Here is a 26,519-nt window from a genome sequence, read left to right as displayed (position 1 = left end):
CTTGCCGGCGGCGAAAACCGTGGATGATGTAGCGGCGCTGCTGCCGTGGAATATGAAGGATTTGCATACCCCCGATTTAACCAGCGGCGTGACTTCCTGAACAGTCTGGGGTTGATGGATCGCTTACGGTCAACGTCATGAATTCCAGCAGTACGTCGGCCATTTTCTGCACTATTTCATCTTTTTTACTCATAATACCTATCCGATTAGAAAAACGCGTGATAAATCATACCGCACAATGCGCTGCCGACTCATCCCAAAGTGGCGGCGCGCTGCCGCTTGCGTCGCTCAAGCAGCGTTGAAGAACTCGCGATAGAACTCGATGAACGCGCGCACCCGCGCCGGCGCCTGGCGTCCCGGCGGCAGCACCGCGTACATGCCGCCGCGCGGCAGCGACCATTGCGGCAGCAGTTCGACCACCGTGCCCGCCTTCAAACTCGTACGCAGGGTTTGCCCTTCCATCACCGTCACGCCGGCGCCTTGTTCGATCAGCGCCAGCAGCGCGGCGGGTGAGTCGACCTGCAGGCGCGAATTTGTATGCGCCACGGCCTGGACCCCATCGGCCCCGGCAAAGGTCCAGGTCAGCGGGGTGCGCATCAGCGACAGCGCCACCCAGTCGTGTTGCGCCAGGTCCTGCGGCGTGCCCGGATAACCGCGCCGCTCCAGGTACGCCGGCGACGCCACCACATGCTGCGTGAACTCGCCCAGCTTGATGGCGCGCTGGGTCGAGTCGCGCAGCCAGCCCATGCGAAACGACAGGTCGATGCCTTCGGCGACCATGTCGGCCACCTTGTCGGCGGTGCGCACATCGACCGTGATGCGTGGATGGCGCGCCATGAACGCCACCAGCGCCGGGCCGATCGAGTGTTCCACCTGCAGCGCCGTGCTGGAGATGCGCAGCATGCCGGACAACTCGCCCTCGTCGCTGCCAGCTTGCGCCAGCGCGTCCGACAGGGCGCGCAGCAAAGGCTGGCACTGCGCATGCAGCGCGCGCCCGGCCTCGGTGGGCGCCACCTGGCGCGTGGTGCGGGTAAACAGCGACACGCCCAGCTGGCGTTCCAGGCGCGCGATCTGCACGCTGATCCTGGCCTTGGCCACGCCCAGCCGCTCGGCCGCCGCCGTAAAACTGCCCGCTTCGGCGACGGCGTCGAAGATGGTCAGGCTGTTCAGGTCAATCTGGTCGAGGGACGTCATGGCATTGATAAGGAGTGTGATAAAGACTGGGCAACAATCCATTATCGTCCATGACGCCCGGCGTATCAATTGCCCTCGCGCCTGGGCTCCAGTTGCCAGGTAACCCTGCCGATTTCCTCGCGCTCGAACAACTGGCGCACGTAGACCTGGAACGTGCGTTCGCGGTACTGCTCCGGGATCTCGACCAGTAGGCGCATGGCCATGCGCGACTTGGCCGGAAACGGCACCTCGCCGAAAGCGGTGTACCCGCTCGCATTGATCGCCAAAAAGGCCACGCGGCGCTCGCTGTCGATCTTCACGCGCCCGTACTGGCGGCGCTCGCGCAGCATCTCGAAGTACACCAGCGGCACTTCCAGCACTGCCCGCGCGCCTTCCGGCAGGCGCGCCACCACTTCCAGCGCCATGTTGCGGGCGCGGTCCGGGGCGCCGGGCGCGAGGAAGGCCAGCGCCTTGAAGCCGCGCGGCAGCGTCGGGTCGTCGACGTCCGGGTCGTTGTTTTCGACGTTGAAGTTACGCCAGGTGACGTTGTTGTTCTCGCGGATGAAGCGCCGGAAGTTATCGAAGTTGAGGAAGTCGGCCGGTCCCGGCGCCGGGTCGCCGCTTGTTCCCACCAGCCCGACGAAGCAGTAATGGCCCGGTGCCGGAATGCCGGCCTTGGCCCACACCAGCGCGTTCGATACCGTCAGCTGCTCGCCGTTCGGCACATTCGGCAGGACCGTGCTGCCGACCAGGTTCCACAGGTCCGGCGTGATCAGGGTGGCCACCGGCGCCCAGTACACGGTGGCCTGTACGTTGACGGCGGCGGACCCGCCCTGGTTCAGCACCCGCACATAAATATGGTTGTCCTGGCCCGCTTCGGCCTTGTAGCCGAGGCCCGCATTGTTTTCGGTGCCGCTACCGGCGCCGAAGCTGGCCTGCGGCGAGGGCACGGGCGTGGGCCGCAGGATGATGTCCGGACTGGCCGAAATGGGACCCGTGTGCGGCAGGCCCGTATCGCCGACGAAGTCGCGCAGGTACACGTCCGGCCCGGCGTTGAAGAAGGTGTCGAAGATCTTGCGCAGGTTCGGCATGACGCGGATCTGGGTGGTTTCGAGCGCCGAGGGCAGGGTGCCGGTGGCCGGGTCGCTGAGCACTGCGCGCATCTGGCGTGGACTGAGCCGGTAACCCAGCTGCGCCTGCGCGCGCCCCTGCACCGCCAGCGCCGCGCCGGTGACGATCGGCGAGGCGCCCGAGGTGCCGGAAAAGCCGGTGGTGTAGGCCGTGGTGGAGCCGGCGTCGTTCGACGAGCAGGTGTTGATGCCCTGGCCCCAGGCATAGCAGTCGATGCGCTTGCCGTGCGGGCCGTAGGCCAGGCGCGTGTGCGGCGCGGCTGAACTGGCGGCGGTGACGATGATCGCGCCCGAATCGCGGAACTGCGGATTGCCCGGATCGCGGTGCAAGATGGCCTGGCCGCCGAGCGTGGTGTAGGTATCCATGTTCAGCGCCGGCGTGCCGCCGTTATTGGTGCCGTTGCCGCCCGCTTCGACCACGATGATCCCGAGCGCCGTGGCCAGGCGGATCGCCTCGTACTCGGCATCATAGGCTTCGATGGGGCCGAGCAGGGCGGTGCCGTTGAGCGCGACCTGGGCTTCGAGCAGCAAGGTGTCGCCGAAGGCGAGGTGGGTGATGGCGGCGATGACGGCGTTCGGGCGCGTGCTGCCGTGGAAGGACACCACATCGACCGAGGCGATGTTGGGCGCAATGCCGACGCAGCCGATCGCGTTATCGACCGCGCAGATTTCGCCGAGCACCGAGGTGCCGTGCGCGCGCGAGGTGTCGAGCAGGGTCCCGTGCAGCAGGGTGGCGCCGTGCGCGGCCAGGTCTTCGTGATTGAGCGTCCAGCCGCGTTCGAGGTCAATGAAGCGCTGGCCGGCGCCGTCGCCGCCGGTAAAGGTCCACGCGTATTCGGCGTCGATGCCGTCCGGTGAAGGATCGAGGTAGCCCTGGTTGACCGAGCGCGGATCGTTGGCCGCGTTGACGGCGGGGTCGGGGCCGCCCTGGTCGATGTAGGCCGTCTGGACGCTGTTCCAGCGCAGCAGCGTGCGTACCAGTTCGATCAGGTCGGTATCGGGCGGCGCGTCGACATAATAGAAGGTGTTGAAATCGGCCGGCCGGTAGGACGTGTCCGTGGCGGCCGCGCGCCGCTGCAGTTCGCGCAGGTCGTCCGATTTGAGCACGGTGAAGACGGGGCTCAGTTTCAGGTCGGGGAACTGCGCCAGGAGGCGCCGCCACGGGCCGATGCCGGTGTTTTCGATCTGCTCGCCCAGGTCGGGACGGTCGGCCAGGCGCACCCCTTCGCGAAAGCGCACGACCACGCGCGGCCGGTCGTAACTCGCACTGTTTGTCCTGCCTTGCAGACTGCTATGCTTGTCCATGCTGTGCCTCCTGTGGGTGGCGCCCCGCACCGCGCGACGACACGGTTTCATGCGCCCGGTCAGGCGTGTTGTCGATAATCGGCGTTATGCCAGCGTCCGCTTTGCGTCAGCGCAAGCCGCCTTCAAATTGCCCAGTCCGCTACATTGATAAGAAAACGGTAACAATGAAATGCGCAAGACACTGTTTGTCTGATCAATGCTTGCTGGCATGATGCTCCCCATACCAACCCCACAGCAGGAGCATTGCAATGAACATCGTTTTGATCGGCGCTACCGGATTCATCGGCACAGCCTTATTGAATGAAGCACTCAACCGCGGCCATGCCGTTACCGCGCTGGCGACCCGTCCCGACAAGCTGGCCGCGCGCGAGCGCCTGACGGCGCGCAAGGCTGACGTGATGGACGTCGCCGCGCTCACCGCGCAACTGGCCGGCGCCGACGCCGTGCTGTCGGCCTTCAGCGGCCACGCCCAGGGCGATGTGCAGTCGTATTACCTGTCCGGCGTGCGCAACATCATCGCCGCCGCCAAGGAGGCGCGCGCGCCACGCCTGCTGGTCGTCGGCGGCGCCGGTTCGCTCAAGGTCGCGCCTGGCGTGCAACTGCTTGACACCCCAGGTTTCCCGGACGCGTACCGCGCCAGCGCGGAAGGCGCGCGCCAGGCGCTCAATCTGCTGCGCGACGAAGCCTCGCTCGATTGGACCATGCTCAGTCCCGCGGCGATGATTTCGCCAGGTGAGCGCAGCGGCGTGTTCCGCCTCGGCGGCGACCAGTTGCTGGTCGATGGCGCCGGCAACAGCGCCATTTCGGTGGAAGACTACGCGGTGGCCATGATCGACGAGCTGGAACAGCCGGCGCACCGCCGCCAGCGTTTTACCGCAGCCTACTAAGTTCGGCTTTCCGCCCCAGCGCTGGCCGCGACGTCCTGCCGCGACGTCCGGCCGCGACGTCCGGCCAGCATGGTTGCCTCGCAAAGAAGGTACACTGTCCGCTTCAATGTGATCTGAAAGCGAGTTTGCCAATGGGTTTGTACAGGTGGCTCCCGGCCTTGCTGTGCCCATCGACTGCCTTCGCATGCGCATGCTGGGGTGATCCCCCGGTGATCCCGCCTTCGCGGCTCGCTATGTTCATCGTGCTCTTGTGCGCGCTGGCAGGCTGGCTGGTGTATCTGTGCTTCTCGATCAAACGTGGCCAGTTGGCGACACCGCCCGCACCGGCCAATCCGCCAAGGTCGTATGCCTTGGCCATGCTGGCATGTTTGCTCAGCCTTGCACTGGGCTTGTTCGGCACTTTCTATATTCCGGCTTACCAGATGGTGCTTGAATCCTTTGGCCCTTCTGTGCCGCGTCCGACCGCCTGGATGCTCAGTGCCGCCGATGGCTTTTGGATCCCGGGCTTGTGTACGATCGGCGTGTTGGCCGGGTACAGAAAATCACGCCAGTACCCTGCCATTTTCGGTGCCGTCTGCCTGCTGCAGATGATGCTGTTTGTGTGTGTCATGTGGGTGTTGAGCCTGCCGATCGTCCCACTGTGTTGATCGCGTGGGCGGGGCCAGGCACGCGAGCGTGGCGAAACTCCCCGCGCCAATGGAAAAATTGTTAAGATTTACAATCAACTCACGCACCAAGCAACCATCCCCGAAAGGACCACCATGGCCTCACGAAAAATCGCCGTCATCATTGGCAGCTTGCGCAAGGACTCCTTCAACCGCAAGGTCGCCAAGACCCTGATGCTGCTGGCGCCGCCCACGCTGGAAATGGAGATCATCGAGATCGGCCAGCTCCCGCTGTACAACCAGGACGACGACGCGGCGCCGCCGCCGGTCTACACCGAGTTCCGCGACAAGCTCAAGGAATTCGACGGGGTCCTGTTCTGCACTCCCGAATACAACCGCTCGGTACCGGCCGCGCTGAAAAACGCGATTGACGTCGGCTCGCGCCCGTACGGCCAGAGCGCCTGGGGCAGCAAGCCGTGCGCCGTGGTCAGCGTGACGCCGGGCGCGCTCGGCGCCTTCGGGGCCAATCATCACCTGCGCCAGTCGCTGGTGTTCCTGAACATGCCCGCCATGCAGCAGCCCGAAGCCTACCTGGCCAATATCGCCAGCCAGTACGACGGCGACAACCTCACCAACGACAGCACCAAGGCCTTTTTGCAGAAGTTCGTCGACGCCTTCGCGGTCTGGGTTGAACGCCACGCCGACTAATTGAAACGGGGCGCCGCCCGGCGTCCCGCGTCCGTGCTACCCTGCCGGCACCACGACCGCCGCGCCCTGCGCGCCAGCGGGCGCAAGATCCTCGTGTTCCTGTCGGTGGTGATGATGGCGGTGCTCATTGTGGGTACCGTGATGTACGTCGTCGAGGGACCGAAAAACGGCTTTACCAGCATTCCGATGGCGATGTACTGGGCCACGGTGACCATGACCACGGTCGGCTACGGCGACCTGACGCCGCAGCGCATGCACTGGCGCCCGACCACGCGCACCTGTCCGTCGTGCCTGAGCGAAGGACACGAGCCGGATGCGAAGTTCTGCAAGGATTGCGGCGAATCCTTGCCGGCCTGCGACTACGACAAGACGACCGGGTAAGCCGCGTCGTCCCGCGCGCCGGCTTATGCCGAGGTGCTTGCGCCCGGTGCATCCTTTTCGATCCAGTAATTGAATTGACCGAAGGTCGGCAAGCGGTCGGCCTCGTGCGGATCAAAGAAATCCTCGATCATCTGGCGGTACGCGTCGCGCCGCGAGAACTGCGCGTGCGTGGCGCTGTAGCGCGCCACGGCGGCGTGGAAGGTGCGGCGGATGCCGTCGTCGGCGTTCAGTCCCGGATGAGTGCCGGCCTTGCGCGGGCGCCCGCGTTTGACGCCGGCGCTGGAGCCGCGCGTCTTGCCCGGCGCGCCGGAGTTTTTGTAATCCGGCAGCAGCGTATCGGGATGCTGGCCGCGCTCCCAGTAGCGCCGCAGGTAGCGGTAGATGGACGGGTGCGACACGCCGTGCAGCGCGCTTTGCGCCATCACCATGCGCCCCCGGTGGCGCGCCTGGTAGATGGCCGGTTCGTCGGCGATCAAGTCTTGCACCACGGCCCAGGCGCGGTCGCGCACCTGGCGGTGGCGCGCCGGCAGCAGGGACGGATCGGCGCGCGCCGCATACGGGTCCACCAGCATCAGTTGCGCGCGCCGCGCCCCCAGGTCGGCGTGCAGGCAATGCAGCGGCGCGAGCTCGGGATGCGCGCCTTTCACACCCACGTCGAAGGTGTAGGCAACGCTGGCGGCGCTGTCGATCCACAAAATGCGGACCGTGCGCGCCTGCGCCGGGTAATGGAGCAAGTCGTTTTTAAGCAGCATCGTCAACGCTCCCTTGTTTGGTTAATAGTATGCATCCAAGCAAGTTTCGGGCCACCGCCGCAAGCCACTGCCAGCCCGTCCCGGCCGGATATTCCGGCCGGGACGGGCATGCTTTTGGTGCGATGCAGCACAAATGCACCATTTCAAGACAGAAAGCAGTTGGAAACGTTGCCGACTTGAACACGTTTGATATATATCAAACCCACAAGATGTTAGTCCCCTAGCCTAGTGACTCGTGCTGAAGACGATCTGGCGCATCGTTTTGATTGGCGACAAACAGTCTTCACCAGGCATGCGCTGCGGCGGCGCGATAAAGGTCAGCTGAACAAGGCCGCTTATCGCCGCGCCGCAACTTCTTGTATTTGATTCATTACATAAAAGAGGACTACATGTTTCCATATTCGCAATCGGTAACTCCTGCTGTGCGTACCCACCTCGACGCACAGGTATCCTTCCTCAACGATATGTCGAAATCGTTGTTCAATTCGTTCCAGCAACTGTGTGCCCTGAACATCCAGCTGACCCAGACCTTGCTGGAAGAAACCGCCATGACCAGCCAGCAAATCCTGACGGCCGACCGCCAGACCGACGTGATCAGCGCTGCCGCCTCGCGCGCCCAGCCCGCCACCGAAAAACTGCGCGCCTACCAGCAGCACATCGCGCGCGTGGCGGCCGATGCGCAGGTCGAACTGGCCCGCGTGACCGAGCAGCACGTGCAGGAAACCACCCGCACGGCGCGCGCCCTGGCAGATGAAGTGGCGCGCGTTGCTTCCGAAGAAACCGAACGCAGCATGCAAAACCAGCAGGAGAACATGCGCAAGTTCAGCGATCCGTTCACGCAACAGGGTGGCGCCTGGCGCGGTAACGGCAGCACCGAAGTGCGCGGCAGCACCAGCATGCAGAACGGCCAGAGCGGCAGCGCGCAGGGCGGTTCGGCAGGCAGCAGCCAGAGCGACCAGCACGGCAGCATGCAAGGCAGCAGCGCGTCGCCGGCAGGCCAGTCCGCCAGCACGGGTAGCAAATCGGGTGGCGCCAGCACCGGCAAGACTTCCTGAACAGCAAAACATCACCAATCATAAGCGCGAGGGGTGCGCCTGACCGGCACAGGGCCGGCCGGAATGAGCAAGACCGTTGCCGGGGAGGGCTTGTTGCCCCCGCCGGCAATTTGGTGCGTCGTGACCTTGTTCATTGCGTCATCACTTCCTGCGCGCGGCGCCCGGTCTTTGCGGGCGCCGGCACGGGGGCGATGCCGAACAGCGGCCGCAATACGCGTACACGCCGCGCGACTTCGACGACGGCAAAACTGAGGCACAGGGTGAGCACGATCAACACCAGCGCTTCAATGACGGGCGCGAGCTTGGCCGGCGCGATTGCATGCGCCATCACGACGATCAGCGTCTGGTGCATGATATAGACGGGGAATACCGCCTGCACCAGATAACGCCGGTTGGCGCTGTCGCGGTTCAGGTGACGGTACGCGAAACCGAATACGGCAACGATGGCGCTCCATGAGAACAGCGAGTACACGATGCGCTGCAGATTCCACATCTGCTCCAGCGCTTGCGCAATGAACAAGCTGTCCGGCAGCCCGAAACAGATGGTCAGCGTTGCCCAGCAGGCCGCCGCGATGCCGAGTGCGCTCCAGCGCAAGCGCTCGAGGCGCGGCCAGAACTGCGGCGCCCGGGCCAGCGTGGCGCCCAGCAGGAACAACAGCACGTAGTTCGCATGGTTGAACCAGTCGTCCACCAGCGCGTGGGTGGTCGGAAAGTAGGGCTGCAACAACAGGCGCACAATCGCCAGGGCCACGAACGGCAGCACAATGATCTTCCAGCCCACCAGCGAGGCGGCCACGCGCGCGGCCAGCCGGTCGACCCTTCCACCGAGCGCCGCCACCAGGGCGCCGAGCACCACGGTGTACACCCACAGATAGGCCACGAACCACAGGTGGTTCCAGGTGGGCAGGTCCAGGCAATCGTCACCCTTGCAAAAGCCGTGGTAGGCGCGCAGGTACAGGCGCATGAAGTCGGTGTAGCTTCCCTGGTAGGCCAATTTTTCCACCACTTCCAGGTAGGCCTGCGGCGGCACGATCACCAGCATGCCGAACACCAGCGGCACCAGCAGGCGCACGCTGCGTTGGCCCAAAAAACGCGCGGCGCCGGTTTTCATCAGCATCAGGCTCGAGGCCACGCCCGACACCATGAACAGCAGGCCGAGTCGCCACGGGGACGAGAGCAGCATCAGCGGTTCGATGGCGTGGCTGGCGAAGGGGCTTTTGACATGCCAGTCCCACGTCACGTAATACATGCCGACGTGGTAAAGGATCAGGACGAAAAAAGCGATGATGCGGACCCAGTCGAGAAACCAGAGTCGGGCGGGAGAAGTTGTCATGGCGCGCTCGCAGGTGAAAAAAACCGAGCGTGAATCAAGGCCGGCCGGCACGCCACAGGAATGTGGCGAGCCGGGATGACGGTGGGGCGAAACGGCGCGTGGCGCTAAGTAAGTGTGCAGAAATTACAAGAATGTATGCGCACTTACTTACAGGCGATCCATCACCGCGCTCCGGTACTGGCGGCTGCACGGCACGCGCGCGCCGTCGCGCAGCACCAGTTCGCAGTCGCCCTTGTCGAGCGCCTCGACCCGCTCGACCCAGGCCAGTTGCACCGCCGCGCGGCGATGGCAGCGCATGAAGCCCGGTCCCAGTTTGCCCAGCAGCCCGGCCAGCGTCTGGCGCATCAAGGGATGGCCCGCCGTGTGCAGGATCACGTAATTGTCGGCCGTTTCGATCCACCCGATCTGGTCGACGCGGATCACGCGCGTGACCCCGCGTTCGGTCACCAGCAACTGCCGCAACGCGTGCTCGCCGGCGAAGGGGGGCAGGCTTTGCGCACAGCGTGCCTGGAAGCGTTCGTGCAGGCGCTGCATGGCGCGCCGCAGGCGGGCCTGGTCGTAGGGCTTGAGCAGGTAATCGATGGCGTTGGCGTCGAACGCCTTGAGCGCATACTGATCGAAGGCGGTCGCGAAAACGATCAGCGGCGCCGGCGCGGGCAAGGAGGCGGCCAGTTCAAGGCCGTTCACTTCGGGCATCTGGATATCCAGGAACAGCGCGTCCGGTACGAACGCGGCGATCTTCTGCATCGCCTCGACCCCGTCGCGCGCTTCAAGCAGGGCGCTCACGCCGTCTTCCCGCTCCAGCAGGTGGCGCAGTTTGTCGCGCGCGGGGCGCTCGTCGTCGACGATCAGGATGCGCATGGCACGGTCATTGTTGCGCTCACCCCGGCCGGCGCCAGCGGCGACAGTTCCAGGCTGGCGCTGTCGCCATACAACGCCGCCATGCGCTCGCGCAGGTTGGACAGGCCCACCCCCGGCGGCGCGCCCGGCGCCAGCGTGCCGGTATCGTCGTCCAGCGTCACCACCAGCAGCTTGTCGCGGCGGCTGGCCGAGATGACGATGCGGACCGTCTCGCGCCGTTTTTCCACGGTGTGCTTGAAAATGTTTTCGAGCAGGGGCTGGATGCTCATCACCGGCACCTGGCAGTCCAGCGCGGCGTCGTCGATGCGCCATGCGATGCTCACGCGCTCCGCGAAGCGCTCTTCCATCACGCGGGCGTAGCCGCGCACCAGCCGCAGTTCGGTCGCCAGCGGCGCCACCTGCAGTTCGCCCACGTCGAGCGTGGCGCGCAGCACGTCGGCCAGTTCGATCAGGGTGGCGTCGGCGCGCGCGAGGTCGGTGTGCATCAGCGACGAGATGGTGTTGAGCGCATTGAACAGGAAATGCGGCTGCATCTGCTGGCGCAGGCGTTGCAGGTGCGCCTGGCGCAGCAGGGCGCTGGCTTGTTCGGCGCGCAGCTTTTCTTCCAGCAGCTGCTGGTACGACAGGATGCCGAACACCATCACCGTGAACAGGCCGATGAACGATGACAGCTTGAGCGATTCGTAGACAAAGGTCGCGACCCAGCCTTCGTGCTCGTAGCTCGCCCCGGCCAGCGCATACACGGCATGGCGGATGCCGAACGCAATCGGCACGAAGGCGACCCAGTATATCGGCAAAAACAGCGCCTGCAGGCCGAACCAGCGCCAGGGCGCCGCCAGCAGGTAGTCGTAGCGGCGCGTGAAGCGGCGCTGGATCGCCAGCAAGAAGGATGCGGTCACCATGGAGGAGCTTTCCCACAGCACCGGCTGCCATAGCCTGGTGCCGCCGTCGCGCAGGTAATCTTCGATCGCGACCGATACCAGCAATGACCAGAACAGCAGCCAGGCGACGCCGATGACGATGGTGGAACGTTGTAATCGCATAAGCAGGCGGGTGTGTGCGAGGCGGGGGGCTGGTCGAAGCGCTGATGATTGCGTATTCTGTGGTTCATGTCAAAGAATCGGGAGAGGCAAGATGGAGGCAGCACTGGCGCAGGACGCCACCCCGCGCGCGTTCGCCTCGCAAGCCGCATGGGCGCAGTGGCTGGCCGAGCACCACGCCGGCTCGCGCGGACTATGGCTGCGCCACGCCAAGAAGGGCGCGCCGCAGCCGACCGTGTCGTACCAGGAAGCGCTTGAAGTGGCGCTGTGCTTCGGCTGGATCGACGGCCAGAAGAAAGCCGAGGACCAGCACTACTGGCTGCAGCGCTGGACGCCGCGCGGCGCGCGCAGCATCTGGTCGCAGGTCAACCGCGCCAAGGCGCTCGCCTGTATCGCCGAGGGCAAGATGCAGCCGGCCGGCCTGGCCGAGGTGGTGCGCGCGCAACAGGATGGCCGCTGGGAGGCCGCCTACGCGCCCGCCAGTTCGGCGCAAGTGCCGCCCGAGCTGGAAGCGGCCTTCGATATGCACCCCGGCGCGCGCGAGTTCTTCGCCACGCTCAATTCGCAGAACCGCTACGCGATGCTGTTTCGCATCCAGACCGCCAAAAAGCCCGCAACGCGCGCGCGCCACATTGCCAATTTTGCGGCGATGCTGGCGCGCGGCGAGATGCTGCACCCGCTGATGGCCAAAAAGACCTGAAGCTCCGCGTCAATCGTCGTCGCCGCCGTCGCCCTTGATCTTCTTGCCGCGCTCCGCGTCGAGCCTGGCCTTCATGGTGGCGACGTCGCTCATGAATTCGTCGACGCTGTGATCGCGACTGACGCGCGTCGAGGGCGGCATCAGCACCGACATGAACAGTTCGTCCGCCACGCGCCCGGTGCGCAGCTGGTTGCTGATCAGGGTCAGGCCCGATCCGACCAGCGCCATGATCAGGCAGGCCAGCGCAAAGCGCCGGCTCTGGTGCGGCTTGACCGTCACCAGGTGGAAGAAGATCACGCCGGCCACGATGACGATGGCCACATGCGCGCTGTAGGCGGTGAGCGCTTCGAGCGAAAACGCATAGGCGATGGCGCTGGCTCCGAGCTTGTAGGCCAGCACCGCCGTCAGGCCGCAGCCGAAAATGAACAGGTGGCGCCCGAGCCGCGCGTGGCGGCCGAACAGGCGGTTGGCGAAGGCCCACGCGCCGCTCCATACCAGGCCGATGCCAATGCCGTACGCCAGCGGCAGCAGGTAGCGGATCAACTGGAACGCCTGGGTGTCGGAGAGCCGGGTGGTGACCAGCGCAAAGGCGCCGGTCAGCAGCAGGCCGACCACGCCGGGAATGCCGCCCTCCCAGCCGTGCATGGTGCGGTCGACCATCTCCGCCCCGACCGGAAAGTCGGCCCCGCGCACGCGCAGGGTGGTGTGGCCGATGCGGATCACGGTGTCGCCGGTCAGCACCAGGCTGTCCTTGCGCTTGCCCAGGTGGACCACGCCGTTCCTGGTGCCCAGGTCGCGCAGCACGGCCTGGCCCTCGTCGCCCGCTTCGAGCACGGCGTGGCGCGGCGCGGCGAAGGCGTCGTCGAGAATGAAGTCGTTGTCGTAGCCGCGCCCGAAGCGGATCGGCAGCGCGTCGACCTGGTGCCGGTGCAGCACGTCGCCGTTGCGCGCCAGCGTTTCGATGAAGTAGGGCGCCTTCATTTGTTGTTTCCGCGCGAGAGCGCTTCAAGGAAGGCGCGCGTGGTGCGCAAGCCGTTTTCGTACGACACGCCCGACACGTCGAGCCGGCTCTGCAAGGTGGCGCGGGCGTCGTCGGTGCTGGCGGTGAGCAGGGTGAAGTTGTACAGGCCGGCGAACTTGCGGTAGGCGCGCACGCAGGTCACCGCGCGCAGCGGCAGCGACCTGGTCTTGACGAATTTTTCGGTACACATCGGCCCGGTCAGGCGCGTGTCTTTGGCGCTGCCCAGGTTATCGGTCTTGAACAGGGTCGAGGCCAGCACCGCAAAGCGCACCGGGTCCAGGATGGCCGAGCGCACGTACTGGTGCGTCATCGACACGTGTCCGGTCTGCTGCGAGTCGGATACGAAAATGGCCGACTCCATCGCGCAGGCCATGGTGTCGGCGTTGAAGGTGGCTTCGGCCTTGACGTTCGATCGTCCCCAGCAGCGCACCTGTTCCGACTCGCGCACCGGCACCTGGTACGGCCCCATGGTCTTGAGCGAGAGCGGCGAATCGAGCAGGCGGTCGATCATGGCGCGCTGGTGCGCCAGCAATTGCTCGCCGATCAGGGGATTGAAATCCTTGGGTTTGCCGGCCTGCGCCTGTACTTTTTTCAGCAATTCCTGGGCGTAGCGCACCGGCACCAGAAAGCTGATCAGTTCGCCATCGCGCCGCTTCGACACGTTCACCCCGGCCACGTCGCCGCCCACGGTCACGCTGGGGCCGCCGCTCATGCCCGAGTTGATCGGGCCGGTGAACATCAACTGGTCGTAAAAGCTGCGCGAGATGATGCCGTTGTAGGAGCCTTCCGAGATAGCGAAGCCGAGGTCGAGAGGATTGCCCAGCGAATACAAATACTGGCCCTGGGTCAGCTTCACCAGTTTCTCGGGGATATTGAAAAAGCCGCTGCCGTTGCGGTTGATGCGCACCACGGCCAGGTCGTGCAGCACGTCCACGGCCAGCAGCTCGACCGGGCCGCTCTTGCCGTCGGTATCGATGTATTCGCCCACGTACACATCCGGGTCGATCGCCATTTGCGAGACCACGTGATAATTGGTCAACACCAGGTTGCTGGTGCCGACCATGAAGCCCGAACCGACGGTGGACTGGCTGCGCCCGTTCTTGAGCAACATGCGGATTTGCAACAGGTCGCCCTTGGCGGCGGAATACACTTTTTGCGCGGCCGAGGAGGGCGGCGGCAGGGCCGCGTTCTCGTCGACGTCGGGGGTGGGCGTGGTCGTGGCGGGCGGCGCGGCGCCGGGTACAAGCACGGCCGGGGCGCCTGGCGCGACGACGGCGGGAATGGCCAGGGAAGCGGGCGGACGGGGCGGCGCGGCAGGCTTCGCGGGCGGCGCCGCGATGGCCTGTGCTGCGAAGCAATAAGCAAGCACTGCAGTATTGACAAATTTCATGCAATCCTTCGGTGGCAAGCACTGTTTCCGCTATCTTGCCACCAGCTTAGCGTATTTGCGCGTCGCCGGGGTTCCCTTAGAGCCTATCCCAGTAGATCGGAGTCGCTGCTGGCGCGCCTGGCAAGCGAGTGCCGCCTCGGTATTCCTTCGGAATACCCTCGTCGTTGCATGGCTAGCCATGCGGCCTCCTCGCGCCTTGCCCGCGCTTGCCATGCATCGCCATCCGCTTCCCCCGATCTACTGAGATAGGCTCTTAGAGTTCGCCGTCTTGCGCGACCGGCACGGCCAGCGCGGTCATCATGTGGCCGAGCTTGGCTTCCTTGGTGTTCAGGTAGCTGTTGTTGAAGGCGTTGCGGTTCACCAGCAGGGGCACGCGCTCGCTGACGGTGATGCCGAGTTTTTCCATGGCGTCGATCTTGCGCGGGTTGTTGGTCATCAGGCGCAGGGAATGGATGCCGAAATGGCCGAACATCGGCTGGCACAGCTCGTAGTTGCGGGCGTCGGCGTGAAAGCCCAGGGCCAGGTTGGCCTCGACCGTATCGGCGCCGGCTTCCTGCAGGCGGTAGGCGCGCATCTTGTTGACCAGGCCGATGCCGCGTCCTTCCTGGCGCAGGTACAGCAGGATGCCGCGGCCTTCCTCGGCGATGCGCTTGAGCGCGCCTTCGAGCTGGGCGCCGCAGTCGCACCGTTGCGAAAACAGCACGTCGCCGGTCAGGCATTCGGAGTGGACGCGCGCGAGAACGGGTTGGCCGTCGCCGATGTCGCCCAGGGTCATCGCCAGGTGCTCCTTGCCAGTCGCGTGCTCGACAAAAGCGTGCAGGGTGAACTGCGCCCAGGGGGTGGGCAGCGCGCAGGAGGTGGTGTAATCGAGTAGTTCTTCAGTGGCAGGGGAGGGCATGGCGATGTTCTCAAAACTATTGCTGTAGCCGCAAGTGTAGCGGAAAACCCGGGCAACCGTTGGGCGAGGGGCTCTAAACGGCAGCGCCGCGCGGCGTTTGCGCCAGGCAGGGAAGGGTCGCGCCAGCGCCGGGAAATACCTTCCAATGGGAAATCCAGGCTGGACAAAAGCGCGTACAATTGTATTTTTGCTTATATAATTGCCATGTCTCAATCTTATCTTGAGGCCGACCGCCTGAATCTGTTCATTTCAAAGGTCACCGATTATGCGATTTACATGCTGTCGGCCGAGGGCGAGGTCGTGAGCTGGAACGCGGGCGCGGAACGCTTCAAGGGCTACACGCCGGATGAGATTATCGGCACGCATTTTTCGGCGTTTTACACGCCCGAAGACAGGGCCAGCGGGCTCCCGCAACGGGCGCTGCACGCCGCCCGCACCACCGGCAAGTTCGAAGACGAAGGCTGGCGCGTGCGCAAGGATGGGTCCTTGTTCTGGGCCAGCGTGGTGATCGATCCCATTTTCGGGGCCGACGATGTTCTGTTGGGATACACCAAGATCACGCGCGACATCACCGAAAAGCGCCGCACGCTCGAAGCGCTGCATGCCAGCGAAGAGCGGTTCCGGCTGCTGGTGCAAAGCGTGACCGATTACGCCATCTATATGTTGTCGCCCGACGGGCTCATCACCAACTGGAACGAGGGCGCCCGCCGCATCAAGCGGCTCGACCTGGCGCAAGTCGAAGGCAGCCATTTTTCGCGCTTTTACACCGAGGAGGACAAGCGCAAGCGGATGCCGGAAAAAGCCCTCTGGGCGGCCGAGCACGAGGGGCGCTACGAGACCGAAGGCTGGCGCGTGCGCGGCGACGGCGCCACGTTCTGGGCCCACGTGGTGATCGATCCGGTGTACGACTCGGCCAGGCAGTTGATCGGTTTTGCCAAGATCACGCGCGATATCAGCGAGCGGCGCGAAGCGGCCATCACGCTCGAGCGCACCCGCGAAGCGCTTGCCCAATCGCAAAAACTTGAAGCCATCGGCAAGCTGACAGGCGGCATCGCGCACGACTTCAATAACCTGTTGAGCGTCATTTGCAACGGTATCGACCTGATGCGCGCGACGTCCGCCGAGTCGGTCCAGCACCGCAAGATCCTCGACAGCATGGAGCGCGCCGCCCAGCGCGGCGCCGCGCTGACCGGCCAATTGCTCGCGTTCGCGCGCCAGCAGCCGCTGACCCTGGAATTGCTCGATCTGTCCCAGGTGATCGCCTCCTTCGAGGCCGTGCTCAGGCGCGCGATTCCCAGCGCAGCCACCTTCGTGATCCGCAAGGCGCCCATCGGCAAGGTCCGCACCGATGTGTCGCAGTTCGAATCGGCGCTGCTGAACCTGGTGATCAATTCGCGCGACGCCCTGCCCGACGGCGGCGCGATTACGCTCGAGACGCGCCAGGTCGAGCTGGGCGATAACGAGGTCGGCCAGCTTCCCGGCGGCAGCTATGCGCTGGTCTCGGTCAGCGACAATGGCACCGGCATGCCGCCCGAGGTGGCGGCGCGCGCCCTCGAACCGTTTTTCACGACCAAGCCGGTCGGCAAAGGCACCGGCCTTGGCCTGAGCCAGGTGTATGGCTTGATGCAGCAATCGGGCGGCCACGTCATGATCGCGTCGACACCCGGCCAGGGCACCTGCATGTCGCTGTATTTCCCGGCTGAAACCGGGGAGGGCGGGGTCGAGCCGGCAGCGTCCGGACTCGAGAAGGCGCTCATCGTCGATGACCAGCCCGACGTGCTCGACATGACGGTGGCCCTGTTCCAGAGTCTCGGTTACGAAGCCATCGCCGCCAACAGCGGCGCCGAGGCGATCGGCCTGCTGGCGCAGCACCACGACATCAAGGTCTTGTTTACCGATGTCGTGATGCCCGACATGAACGGCGTGGCGCTGGCGCAGGCCGCCAGGCAGCTTCTGCCCCACCTCAACATCCTGCTCACCTCCGGCTATATGGGCGCCGCGCTGCGCGAGCAATTCGGCGAAGGGCTCGCGCAGTTCGACCTGGTCACCAAGCCGTACCGGCTGGCCGACGTGGCCAAGCGCCTGCGCACGTTTTCCGCGTAGGCGGCCGCCCGGCGCGCTACACCGGGTTCGGCTCAGGTTCGGCTCAGGTTCGGCTTAATACGGCAGGTCGAACACCAGCACTTCGGCCGCTTCGGCGTTCTCGATCCTGAGCGCGCTCTCCTGCGTCAGTTTCAAGGCATCGCCGCCATTGAGGCGCACGCCGTTGACCATCAGCGAGCCGCGGATCAGATGCACATAGCCGCTGCGTCCCTCGGCCAGCGTGTGCTCGAGCACCTCGCCGCCATTCAGGATCGCCGCATAAATCGCGGCATCCTGGTGAATCAGCACCGAACCCTGGCGCCCGTCACTGGACGCAATCAGGCGCAGCTGTCCGATTTTGCTTTCCGGCGCAAAGTGCTTTTCCTCGTAGCTCGGCGCAATGCCGGTCACGTTCGGCTGGATCCAGATCTGCAGGAAATGCACGGGTTCCGTCGCCGAGCCGTTGAACTCGCTGTGGCGCACGCCGCTGCCGGCGCTCATCCGCTGCACATCGCCGTAATGCAAGACCGAGCCCGTGCCCATGCTGTCCTTGTGTTCCAGCGCCCCTTCGAGCACGTAAGAAATAATCTCCATGTCGCGGTGGCCGTGGGTGCCAAAACCTTGCGACGGCGCCACTGTGTCTTCATTGATCACCAGCAGCGGACCAAACCCCGTGTGTTTCGGATCGTGATAATGACCGAACGAGAAGGTATGTTTCGATTGCAGCCAGCCATGATTTGCGTTGCCACGTTCCGCGCCTTGACGAATTTCTAACATGATATGCTCCGTTTCTTTTGAGTTAATGTGCAATAATTTCGAATCCACCTGATCGGGTGAATTTCACCTTCGCTGCACCGATGAAGCTAGTATAGGCCGCGTCAAGCGAATCAAAAAACGGAAAATTTCGTCCTCTATGATCGAAAAAATCGAATGTTAAAATTGAGCCTGGAAGCCCTCTTGATCATCGACGCCATCGACCGGCGCGGTTCCTTCTCCAAAGCGGGGCAGGAATTGCACCGCGTGCCCTCGACCATCTCCTACACGGTCGCCAAGCTGGAGGAAGACCTGGGCGTGCAGGTGTTCGAGCGCAACGGCCCGCGCATCCTGCTCACCCCGGCCGGGCGCGAATTGCTCACCGAAGGGCGCTACCTGCTCAAGGCCGCGCAAGACCTGGAGCACCGCGTACGCCGGGTCGCGTCCGGCTGGGAGACCGAACTGGGCATCGGCATCGATTCCATGTTTTCGGTGCTGGCGCTGCACGAGCACATCCGCGCCTTTTACCAGGTGGCAGCGCAGACCCGCCTGCGCATCGTGCAGGAAACCTTGTCCGGCCCGTGGGAAGCCTTGCTCGACCGCCGCGTCGACCTGCTGGTCGGCGTGGCCGGCGACGGCCCGGCCGGCGGCGGCTACGTTGCCCGCCCGATCGGCTCGATGCCCTTCGTGTTCGCGGTCGCGCCCCACCATCCGCTGGCCGGCCTGCCCGAGCCGCTCGGCCGCAGCCAGTTGCAACACCACCGCGCCATCGTGGTGGCCGATTCGGCCCGCAACATGGCGGCCCGCACCGTCGGCCTGCTGCTGGGCCAGGACGCGCTGACGGTGCCGACCATGCAAGCGAAGTTCGACTTGCAGGTGGCCGGCCTCGGCTTCGGCTTCTTGCCGCAATCGTGTGCCCGCCCGGCCATCGAACGCGGCCTGCTGGTAGAAAAACAAGTCGAGGAAGTGCGCGCCGCCGAAACCTTTTACGTGGCCTGGCGCGTGGGCGAGGAGGGCGCTGCGCTGCGCTGGTGGCGCGAGCGCATGCAGCTACCCGGCCTGTTCGCGCAACTGTCCGGTTTTCTGCCGGGCGGATCTGCAACACCCGCTGAGGACATCCCGGATATTTTGCGTGAATCGCCTCGCTTATTGATCTAAACGTTGGCGAGGGGGGATTTCCCGGAGGTAACATGGATTTGTTGCCACCCACCATCTCGATCCCAATGACCTGCTCGAGCCCGGCCCCTTTGCTTGTTTTCCGCGTATTGGCGGACCGTCGCGGTTTGCCGTCCGGCCTGCTGATCGAAGCCGGCGCCGCCACGGACGAGGCCCGCCTCGCGGGCGCCGTGGTGGACGATCTCGGCGCCCTGTGCCGGGACTTTCCGTGCCTGTACCGCCCTGGCGCCGACCCGCAGCTGGCCGCGGCGCTGGCCGGGCACGGCTGGAGCGAGCTGGCCGAGTACGCCCTGTTCCGCGCCGGCGAGCGCTTCACCAGCATGCCGCTGCCGCCCGAGGCGCGCTGGATCGACGGCGACTGGTGCCTCGGCGCGCCGGCCAAGGTGCTGGCCAGCCAGGCCGCCTCGCGCACGCTCGCGCTGCAACTGGTGCAACTGGTCGCCGCCGACGCCGACACCCACGAAATCGAAGCGCTGCTGCGGCTCGACCCGACCATGTCCTACCAGTTGCTGCGCCTTGTCAACTCGCTCGGCATGGGCGCGGTGCGGCGCATCACCAGCTTCGGCCAGGCGCTGCTGATCCTGGGACGCCAGCAACTGCGGCGCTGGCTCAAGCTGATGCTGTTCGCCGCCCAGAAAGGCGACATCCGGTCGCCCATGCTGCTGGCGCGCGTGGCGGTGCGTGCGCGCGCCCTCGAACTGCTGGCGCGCACGCGCGGCCTCGACAAGCTCACCCAGGAGCAAGCCTTCATGACCGGCATGTTCTCGCTGCTCGGCATTTTGTTCGGCTTGCCGCTGGCGTCCTTGCTGGCGCCGCTGTCGATCAGCGAGGCGGTGCATGGCGCGCTGCTGCATCACGATGGTGAACTGGGCGCGCTGCTGGCGCTGGTCGAACTGGCCGAACGGGGCGAACCGGATGCGCTGGCGCCAACCCTGGCGGCATTGCAGATCGCAGCGGCCGACTTCAACAGCGCCAACCTGGAAGCGCACCGCTGGATGCTGGCGGCGCTGCGCGACAGCGGGGCGAGTGGCCATGGCTGAATCGGCGCTCGACCGCAGCCTGGACCTGGTGCGCAATGCGCGCGCGATGCAAGGCAATGCCCTGGCCGAGATGCTGGTGCGGCTCGAAGCCGAACTGCTGCTGGCCAAACAGGCGCAACTCCCGCTGGCGCGGCGCCTGCTGCAGCACCACGCCGACACCTACGAGCACTCCGACGACGCGGTGATCGTGCTCGATCTGTCGGGCTACCTCACCAGCTGGAACCGGGGCGCCGAAGCGGTGTTCGGCTACACCAGCGACGAAGCGATCGGCCAGCATGTGTTGTTCCTGTACGCCGACGAGGCGGGCGCCGACGACCCGGGCATCGCCGAACTGTTCCTCGAACATGGCAGCTGCCTGGTCGAAGTGCGGCGCCGCCGCAAGAGCGGCGACGTGATCTGGGTACGCCTGGCGCTCTCGCTGATCAACGATGACGACGGCGAGGCGATCGGCATGCTGGTGCATCTCTCGCCGCTGGCCGAACACCTGACCGAAGAAGACAAGATCCGCCTGTACGCGCGCATCATCGAAGACAGCGACCAGGGCGTGCTCATTACCGATGCCGGCGAGCGGATTGTATCGATCAACAGCTCGTTCACCCGCATCACCGGCTACTCGGCCACGGAATCGATCGGCCAGACGCCCGACCTGCTGCGCTCCGGCGTACACGACGCCGACTTCCGCGCCAAGGTGCGCGCCGCCATGCAGGGCAACGGCCCGTTTCGCGGCGAGATTGTCGGCAAGCGCAAGAACGGCGAGCTGTTTCCGCAATCGGTCACCATCAGCGTGGTGCGCAATGCCGAGGGCCGGATTACGCATACCTTTTCGCTGTTCTCCGACATCAGCGTACACAAGGACGCCGAGGCGCGCATGCAGCGCATGGCCAACTACGACGGCATGACCGGCCTGCCCAACCGCTCGCTGTTCAATCACCTGGTCGGGCAGGTGCTCAACGAAGCGCGGCGCGGCAACGAGTACGGCGCGCTGATGGTCATCGAAGTCAATCGCGTCGGCGCCATCAGCGACACGCTCGGTCACGACGTGGCCAGCGAAGTCATTTGCACGGTCGGGCGCCAGTTCCGCAGCGTGCTGCGCGAGCCCGACATCCTGGCGCGTATCGACGGCAGCAAGTTCGCCGTCGCGCTGCCCACCATCGGCCAGCGCGAGCACGCCGGCATCGTCGCGCAAAAGCTGCTCGCGACCCTGGCCGCGCCGCTGCTGGTGGCCGGCCACGGCCTGCAGGTGAGCGCCAATATCGGCATCGCGCTGTATCTGGACGACAGCATGGATACCGCCTCGCTGCTGCGCTTTGCCGAGGTGGCGCTGGCCAAGGCCGGCGAATTCGGCCTGGGCGGCTTCTTGTTCTACCGCGACGAGATGGACCAGCGCGCGCGCGAACGCCTGCGCCTGGAGACCGAACTGCGCACCGCCCTGGCCGAGAACCAGTTCGAGCTGCACTACCAGCCCAAGGTGAGCTTGCGCAGCGGGCGCATCGTCGGCGCCGAAGCGCTGATCCGCTGGCGCCATCCGGAGCGCGGCATGATCTCGCCGGGCGTGTTCATTCCGCTGGCCGAAGAGACCGGGCTCATTTTCGATATCGGCAACTGGGTCATGAATGAAGCGTGCCGCCAGATCCGCGCCTGGGACGATGCGGGGCTGTCGATGCCGCCGGTCGCCGTCAACGTCTCGGCGCGCCAGTTCGACCGCAGCCTGCCGGCCCGCGTGAGCGAAGTGCTGGACCGGCACAGCGTGGAACCGGCCCAGATCATGCTGGAGATCACCGAGTCCCTGCTGGTGCGCGGCACCGATAGCGTGATCGCGATCATGAACGACCTGGTGGCCATGGGCCTGGCGCTGGCGCTGGACGATTTCGGCACCGGCTATTCGAGCCTGGCCTACCTGAAAAAATTCCCGATCAGTACACTCAAGATCGACCGTTCCTTCGTGATCGGCCTGCCGTACGAGGAAAACGATTGCGCCATCGCGCGCGCCATCGTCACCATGGCCCAGCAACTGCGCCAGGAAATCGTGGCCGAAGGCGTGGAGACGCCCGAGCAGATGGCGTTCTTGCGCGACCTGGGTTGCGACCAGCTGCAAGGCTACCTGTTCAGCCCGGCGGTCAGCGGCGATGAATTTGCCTGCATGCAGCGCGAAAGCAAGCGCTTGACAGTGAGCCGATAGCGCGCACTTCTGTTCAACATCAAACAAGTCGCGCATTTTTCGCGCATGCTTTCTTCACAGGTCAAGCATCCTATGAAGAGCTCGCCGTGACAAGCACTTTCCCAGGCACCCCGCAGGTGACTGTACTGGTGCCGACGTACGGCCAGTCCCGTTTTCTGCCCCGCGCGCTCGACAGCCTGCTGGCCGGTCCCTGACCGCCGGGCGCGGCTCCGGCTGGACGACCGCGTTGCGACCGTAACGGGAGCGCTTAACGGCGTCCGCGCAAGGGATCGAGCAGGCTGCGCAGGTCGTTGTGATCGAGTTCGTACATCAGCGCGAGCAGTTCGCCGATCTCGCCGCGCGGAAAGCCCTCGCGCGCGAACCAGCCAAGGTAGTGGCCGGGCAGGTCGGCGATGACGCGGCCTTTGTATTTGCCGTAAGGCATCTCGCGGGTCAGCAGCAGTTGGAGGTGTTCTGGTTTCATGATGCCGCTACTGTAGCAAAAACGGCGTGCGCCGGTCGGCCTTGCGTCACCCGCCGGCCTGGCCTGCCAGGCCAACCGTCAACGTCGATTGTGGCATGTCGTTTTCCGTACAATGACATGACGTTTCCCAGTGACCGGGAATCAGGAGGTCCCCAGGAGAGTGCATGAGCAAAGAGGTCACGATGACGATCCGGCTTGAATCGGATTGGCGTTCCAGCTTTGTGTAAGCGGCCGGGCAAGAGCATCGGCCAGCCGCCCGGCAGCTGGCGCAGGCGTGCGGCTACCAACTCGATTGGCAGCGCTTCGGCAAATCGCCGGCCGGCCGCGATGTTCTCGACATCGCGCGCGACCGCAGCGTGAACCTTTTCGCTTGGCTCACATTGCGCACCCGGGCACGCAGCGCGATATTGTGTTGAGCATGGATCAGTCCGAAGGCAAGCGCGACTTGCCCACCCTCCTGCGTGACGCCATCCGGCCGAGTCGCGCCGTCGCCGTCGAACAGTTGCAAGAAGCCGACGCGCTCCCTTTGTATCTGCCATAAGGCATCTCGCGCGTCAGCGGCAAGCGCGCGCCCCGGCCGGACGCCCGTTCCCATCCACGACGCGCTTGACATCGGGCTTTATCGTAACTATGATTGTTACAGTTAAAACTGAGAAAGCACAACATGGATACCGATTTCATTGTCGTCGGCGGCAGCTTCGCCGGCATGGCCGCCGCGATGCAACTGGCGCGCGCCAACCGCCCGGTGCGCGTGATCGACGCCGGCCAGCCGCGCAACCGCTTCGCGGCCGCCGCCCACGGCTTCGTCGGCCACGACGGCCGCGCCCCGCACGCCATCATGGCTGACGCGCGCCGCCAGTTGCTGGCCTACCCCAGCGCCAGCGTGATCGACGCCACGGTCGACAGCGCGGCGCGCATCGATGGCGGCTTCGAAGTCGTGCTCGCCGGCGGGGAACGCATGCGCGCCCGGCGCCTGATCCTGGCCAGCGGCGTGGTCGACCAGTTCCCGCCGATCGACGGCGTGCGCGAGCGCTGGGGCGTCTCGATCCTGCACTGTCCTTACTGCCACGGCTACGAATTCCTGGGCCGCCGGCTCGCCGTGATCGGCATGATGCCGATGTCGGCCCACATGGCGCAATTGATCGCCGAATGGTCGCCGTTCGTCACCTACTGCGCCAACGGCATCGCGCTCGACGCCGAGCAGGAGCAGGTATTGAAAGCGCGCGGCATCCGCATCGAACACAGTAAAGTCGCCTCGCTCGGTGGCGTGGCGCCGGCGCTGGACGGCATCGTCCTCGAAGACGGCACGCGCGTGCCGGCCGATGCCGCATTTTTGGCGACGCAAGTGTCCACCAGCCCGCTCGCGCGGCAGCTCGGATGCGAGTTCGACGAAGGCCCGCTCGGCCTCTACGTGCGCACCAACGAGTTCCAGGAAACCACCGTCGGCGGCGTGTTCGCCGCCGGCGACGTGGCGCGCATGCCGCACAATGCCACCTGGGCCGCCGCCGATGGCGTGATGGCCGGCACGGCGGCGCACCGCTCGGTGGTGTTTACCTGACGCGTCCCGCCGTGCTATCGTCTGGCAGATCACAAGGAGCTGAAATTGACCTGCCTGCGCCACCTGCCTTGCCTTCTCGTCTTGACCATGCTGGCGGCCTGCGCGGGGAGCGGCGGCGCGGGCTCGCCGGCGGCCCAGGTCGAGCGCTTCGAGATCGTCAGCCGTGCTCCCGCTTTTGACGGCAAGGTCTTCGACGCCGCCGGCGCCTACGAGAAAATCGTCGCCATCGCGCATCTGCGCATCGACCCGCATCATCCGGCCAACCGCGCCATCGTGGACCTGGACAAGGCGCCCACGACCGGCGGCTGGGTCAAGTACGCGACCGATGTCATCCTGCTGCGCCCGCGCGACGCCGCCAAAGCGTCGCGCGTGCTGGTGCTCGACATCCCCAACCGTGGCGGCAAGCTGGCGCTCGACGTGATCAACGAGGCCAGCGCGCGCGACACCGGCAACGGCTTCCTGATGCGGCGCGGGCACACGCTCGCGTGGATCGGCTGGCAGGGCAATATCGGCCTGGCGGGCAACGGCGAATTGGCCGGCACGGCGTTTCCGGTGGCGGTGCTGGACGGCCAGCCGATCACCGGCCAGAGCGTCGAAGAGAAGGTCTTCGACGATGTCAAGCCCACGGGCACCATCGATCTGGCCTATCCGGCCGCCTCGACCAGCCAGGCGGGCGCAGTGCTGAGCGTGCGCGTACACGCCACCGCCGCGCCGCTCATCCTGCCGGCCAGCGCGTGGAGCTACACCAGTGCCACCCGGATCGAGGTCACGCGTCCGCGCGGGGTCGACGGCGGCGCGATCTACCAGTTCCAGTACCAGGCGCGTGATCCGGTCGTGATGGGCCTGGGCATGGCGGCGCTGCGCGATGTGACCAGCCATCTCAAGTCGGGCATGGCCGATGGCGCCGGCCAGCCCAACCCGCTGGCCGATATCAAGCCCGACGTCACGCTGGCGCTGGGCGTGTCGCAGTCGGGTCGCTTTCTGCGTGACCTGATCTGGCAGGGTTTTAACGCCGACCCGCGCGGCGGCAAGGTGTTCGACGGCGCCATGCCGCTCATCGCCGGCAGCCGCAAGAGTTTTGTGAACCGCCGCTTCGGCCGGCCCGAACGCTACTCCACCCTGCACCTGAATCACTGGGCCTACGGCGACCAGTTCCCGTTCAGTTACGCCGTGACGAAAGACCCGGTCGGCGGCGCGACCGACGGCATCTTCGCGCGCTGCCAGCCGACCGGCACCTGCCCGAAGCTGATGCACGTCGACAGCAGCACCGAATTCTGGCAGGGCCGCGCCTCGCTGGTGGTGACCGACGGCGCCGGCAAGGACATCGCGCTGCCGGCCGGCGTGCGCGCCTACCTCATGTCGTCGACCCAGCACATGACGGCCGAGCGGGCCACGGTCGGCATCTGCAAGTGGACCAATAACACGGCGCAGCAGGGGCCAACGGTGCGCGTGCTGCTCGACCACCTGGTGGCGTGGGCGCGCAGCGGCAAGGAGCCGCCGCCCAGCCGCTTTCCGCAGATCGGCAGCGCCATGCTCACGCTCCCGCAGCGCGAGGCGGTCGGTTTTCCGGACCTGCGCGCGCTTGGCGTCGGCTATCCGGACGGGTTGAATGAGTTGACGGTGGTCGATTACGCCAGCCTGCCGCCCACGCCTGCACCGGACAAGCGCTACCAGGTGCTGGTGCCGATGGCCGATCTGGACGGCCACGATATCGCCGGCATCCGCCTGCCCGATGTGGAGGTGCCGCTGGCGACCTATGCCGGCTGGAACCTGCGCCGGCGCGGCTTTGCCGAAGACCAGCTGTGCGGACTGAATGGTTTGTCGGTGCCGTTCTCGGCAGTGCCGCGCGCGGGCGATCCGCGCCGTGCGCTCTCGCAGCGCTACACGACGCGGCTGGAATACGCCAAGGCGGTGGCGATTGCCGCGCGGGCCTTGCGCGACGACGGACTGCTGCTCGACGAAGACGTCAGCCGTTTCATCGAGCGCGCCAAAGTGGATCAACGGCTTGGGCCGTAAGCTGCTTCCCCGC

At 65.5% G+C, this 26,519-nt stretch carries 24 protein-coding genes and 1 pseudogene; 13 read left to right on the top strand and 12 right to left on the bottom strand.

The genetic code is table 11. The features are described 5' to 3' along the window. Positions 1-288 precede the first annotated feature (288 nt). Positions 289-1,194 carry a LysR family transcriptional regulator gene (locus F1735_RS12020; RefSeq protein ID WP_167237145.1) on the bottom strand — a complete coding sequence of 302 codons (906 nt, stop codon included), beginning with the start codon at positions 1,192-1,194 and terminating at the stop codon, positions 289-291. Between the two features lie 65 nt (positions 1,195-1,259). Beyond that, on the bottom strand, positions 1,260-3,608 hold the full coding sequence (locus tag F1735_RS12015; RefSeq protein ID WP_167237144.1) for a S8 family peptidase: 2,349 nt from the start codon (positions 3,606-3,608) through the stop codon (positions 1,260-1,262). Positions 3,609-3,856: 248 nt separating this feature from the next. Between F1735_RS12015 and F1735_RS12010 the strand changes: the two genes are divergently transcribed. The 4 genes and pseudogenes from F1735_RS12010 to F1735_RS11995 form a co-directional block, all read left to right on the top strand. Next, positions 3,857-4,495, top strand: a complete 639-nt coding sequence (locus F1735_RS12010; RefSeq protein WP_167237143.1) for an NAD(P)-dependent oxidoreductase — start codon at positions 3,857-3,859, stop codon at positions 4,493-4,495. Positions 4,496-4,728: 233 nt separating this feature from the next. Continuing rightward, entirely contained in the window at positions 4,729-5,142 is a 414-nt protein-coding gene (locus F1735_RS12005) for a hypothetical protein (protein ID WP_167237142.1), read from the top strand. Between the two features lie 114 nt (positions 5,143-5,256). Further along, on the top strand, positions 5,257-5,808 hold the full coding sequence (locus F1735_RS12000; protein WP_167237141.1) for an NADPH-dependent FMN reductase: 552 nt from the start codon (positions 5,257-5,259) through the stop codon (positions 5,806-5,808). Between the two features lie 60 nt (positions 5,809-5,868). Beyond that, positions 5,869-6,189, top strand: a pseudogene (locus F1735_RS11995) (ion channel); the annotation flags it as partial. 23 nt (positions 6,190-6,212) lie between these two features. Here the strand turns inward: F1735_RS11995 and F1735_RS11990 are convergent. Continuing rightward, positions 6,213-6,941 carry a hypothetical protein gene (locus tag F1735_RS11990; RefSeq protein WP_167237139.1) on the bottom strand — a complete coding sequence of 243 codons (729 nt, stop codon included), beginning with the start codon at positions 6,939-6,941 and terminating at the stop codon, positions 6,213-6,215. Positions 6,942-7,330: 389 nt separating this feature from the next. On the opposite strand from F1735_RS11990, the gene phaP reads away from it, so the two are divergent. After that, positions 7,331-7,996 carry a TIGR01841 family phasin gene (gene phaP / locus F1735_RS11985; protein WP_167237138.1) on the top strand — a complete coding sequence of 222 codons (666 nt, stop codon included), beginning with the start codon at positions 7,331-7,333 and terminating at the stop codon, positions 7,994-7,996. 130 nt (positions 7,997-8,126) lie between these two features. Here the strand turns inward: phaP and F1735_RS11980 are convergent, their stop codons facing one another. The 3 genes from F1735_RS11980 to F1735_RS11970 form a co-directional block, all read right to left on the bottom strand. Beyond that, positions 8,127-9,329: an acyltransferase family protein gene (locus F1735_RS11980; protein ID WP_167237137.1), complete on the bottom strand. Its 1,203-nt coding sequence runs from the start codon at positions 9,327-9,329 to the stop codon at positions 8,127-8,129. 147 nt (positions 9,330-9,476) lie between these two features. After that, on the bottom strand, positions 9,477-10,190 hold the full coding sequence (locus F1735_RS11975; protein WP_167237136.1) for a LytR/AlgR family response regulator transcription factor: 714 nt from the start codon (positions 10,188-10,190) through the stop codon (positions 9,477-9,479). Further along, on the bottom strand, positions 10,178-11,233 hold the full coding sequence (locus F1735_RS11970) for a sensor histidine kinase (protein ID WP_167237135.1): 1,056 nt from the start codon (positions 11,231-11,233) through the stop codon (positions 10,178-10,180). The genes F1735_RS11975 and F1735_RS11970 overlap by 13 nt, the downstream gene beginning before the upstream one ends. Before the next feature lie 91 nt (positions 11,234-11,324). Here F1735_RS11970 and F1735_RS11965 point away from each other — a divergent pair, with 91 nt between their 5' ends. Then, on the top strand, positions 11,325-11,930 hold the full coding sequence (locus F1735_RS11965) for a YdeI/OmpD-associated family protein (RefSeq protein ID WP_167237134.1): 606 nt from the start codon (positions 11,325-11,327) through the stop codon (positions 11,928-11,930). 9 nt (positions 11,931-11,939) lie between these two features. Here the strand turns inward: F1735_RS11965 and F1735_RS11960 are convergent, their stop codons facing one another. The 3 genes from F1735_RS11960 to ribA all read right to left on the bottom strand — a co-directional run bounded on the left by F1735_RS11960 (position 11,940) and on the right by ribA (position 15,239). Continuing rightward, entirely contained in the window at positions 11,940-12,911 is a 972-nt protein-coding gene (locus tag F1735_RS11960; RefSeq protein WP_167237133.1) for an FHA domain-containing protein, read from the bottom strand. Further along, a complete protein-coding gene (locus F1735_RS11955; protein WP_167237132.1) occupies positions 12,908-14,341 on the bottom strand; it encodes a S1 family peptidase in 1,434 nt (477 codons plus the stop codon). Before F1735_RS11955 ends, F1735_RS11960 begins: the two co-directional genes overlap by 4 nt. Positions 14,342-14,594: 253 nt before the next feature. Beyond that, positions 14,595-15,239 carry a GTP cyclohydrolase II gene (gene ribA, locus F1735_RS11950; protein WP_167237131.1) on the bottom strand — a complete coding sequence of 215 codons (645 nt, stop codon included), beginning with the start codon at positions 15,237-15,239 and terminating at the stop codon, positions 14,595-14,597. A gap of 204 nt (positions 15,240-15,443) precedes the next feature. Here ribA and F1735_RS11945 point away from each other — a divergent pair, with 204 nt between their 5' ends. Then, positions 15,444-17,342 carry a hybrid sensor histidine kinase/response regulator gene (locus tag F1735_RS11945; protein WP_229505729.1) on the top strand — a complete coding sequence of 633 codons (1,899 nt, stop codon included), beginning with the start codon at positions 15,444-15,446 and terminating at the stop codon, positions 17,340-17,342. Between the two features lie 54 nt (positions 17,343-17,396). Here F1735_RS11945 and F1735_RS11940 read toward each other — a convergent pair whose 3' ends face one another. After that, complete coding sequence (locus F1735_RS11940) at positions 17,397-18,098, bottom strand: pirin family protein (protein ID WP_167237130.1); 702 nt, start codon at positions 18,096-18,098, stop codon at positions 17,397-17,399. Positions 18,099-18,251: 153 nt separating this feature from the next. Between F1735_RS11940 and F1735_RS11935 the strand changes: the two genes are divergently transcribed. The 4 genes from F1735_RS11935 to F1735_RS11920 all read left to right on the top strand — a co-directional run bounded on the left by F1735_RS11935 (position 18,252) and on the right by F1735_RS11920 (position 22,663). Further along, positions 18,252-19,232: a LysR family transcriptional regulator gene (locus F1735_RS11935; protein WP_167237129.1), complete on the top strand. Its 981-nt coding sequence runs from the start codon at positions 18,252-18,254 to the stop codon at positions 19,230-19,232. Between the two features lie 32 nt (positions 19,233-19,264). After that, the gene (locus tag F1735_RS11930) at positions 19,265-20,290 is read left to right on the top strand and encodes an EAL and HDOD domain-containing protein (protein WP_167237128.1); all 1,026 of its coding nucleotides are present in this window, start codon (positions 19,265-19,267) and stop codon (positions 20,288-20,290) included. Continuing rightward, positions 20,283-22,469: a putative bifunctional diguanylate cyclase/phosphodiesterase gene (locus tag F1735_RS11925; protein ID WP_167237127.1), complete on the top strand. Its 2,187-nt coding sequence runs from the start codon at positions 20,283-20,285 to the stop codon at positions 22,467-22,469. Before F1735_RS11930 ends, F1735_RS11925 begins: the two co-directional genes overlap by 8 nt. Before the next feature lie 86 nt (positions 22,470-22,555). Further along, a complete protein-coding gene (locus tag F1735_RS11920) occupies positions 22,556-22,663 on the top strand; it encodes a glycosyltransferase family A protein (RefSeq protein ID WP_167237126.1) in 108 nt (35 codons plus the stop codon). Between the two features lie 53 nt (positions 22,664-22,716). On the opposite strand, the gene F1735_RS11915 is transcribed toward F1735_RS11920, so the two are convergent. Together F1735_RS11915 and F1735_RS35670 are read right to left on the bottom strand one after the other, a co-directional pair. After that, complete coding sequence (locus F1735_RS11915) at positions 22,717-22,932, bottom strand: DUF3820 family protein (protein ID WP_054263608.1); 216 nt, start codon at positions 22,930-22,932, stop codon at positions 22,717-22,719. Between the two features lie 280 nt (positions 22,933-23,212). Next, complete coding sequence (locus F1735_RS35670) at positions 23,213-23,440, bottom strand: hypothetical protein (RefSeq protein WP_222852977.1); 228 nt, start codon at positions 23,438-23,440, stop codon at positions 23,213-23,215. A gap of 156 nt (positions 23,441-23,596) precedes the next feature. Between F1735_RS35670 and F1735_RS11910 the strand changes: the two genes are divergently transcribed. Beyond that, a complete protein-coding gene (locus tag F1735_RS11910) occupies positions 23,597-24,490 on the top strand; it encodes an NAD(P)/FAD-dependent oxidoreductase (RefSeq protein WP_167237125.1) in 894 nt (297 codons plus the stop codon). A gap of 45 nt (positions 24,491-24,535) precedes the next feature. After that, positions 24,536-26,506 (top strand): alpha/beta hydrolase domain-containing protein, encoded by a 1,971-nt coding sequence (locus tag F1735_RS11905; protein WP_167237124.1) that lies wholly within the window; start codon positions 24,536-24,538, stop codon positions 26,504-26,506. Positions 26,507-26,519 lie beyond the last annotated feature (13 nt).

Source organism: Massilia genomosp. 1, from assembly GCF_011682185.1.
GTDB classification, from domain to species: Bacteria; Pseudomonadota; Gammaproteobacteria; order Burkholderiales; family Burkholderiaceae_D; genus Telluria_A; species Telluria_A rubra.
The sequence above is the reverse complement of the archived record's forward strand: the minus strand, read 5'-3'. Positions and strand labels throughout refer to the sequence as shown.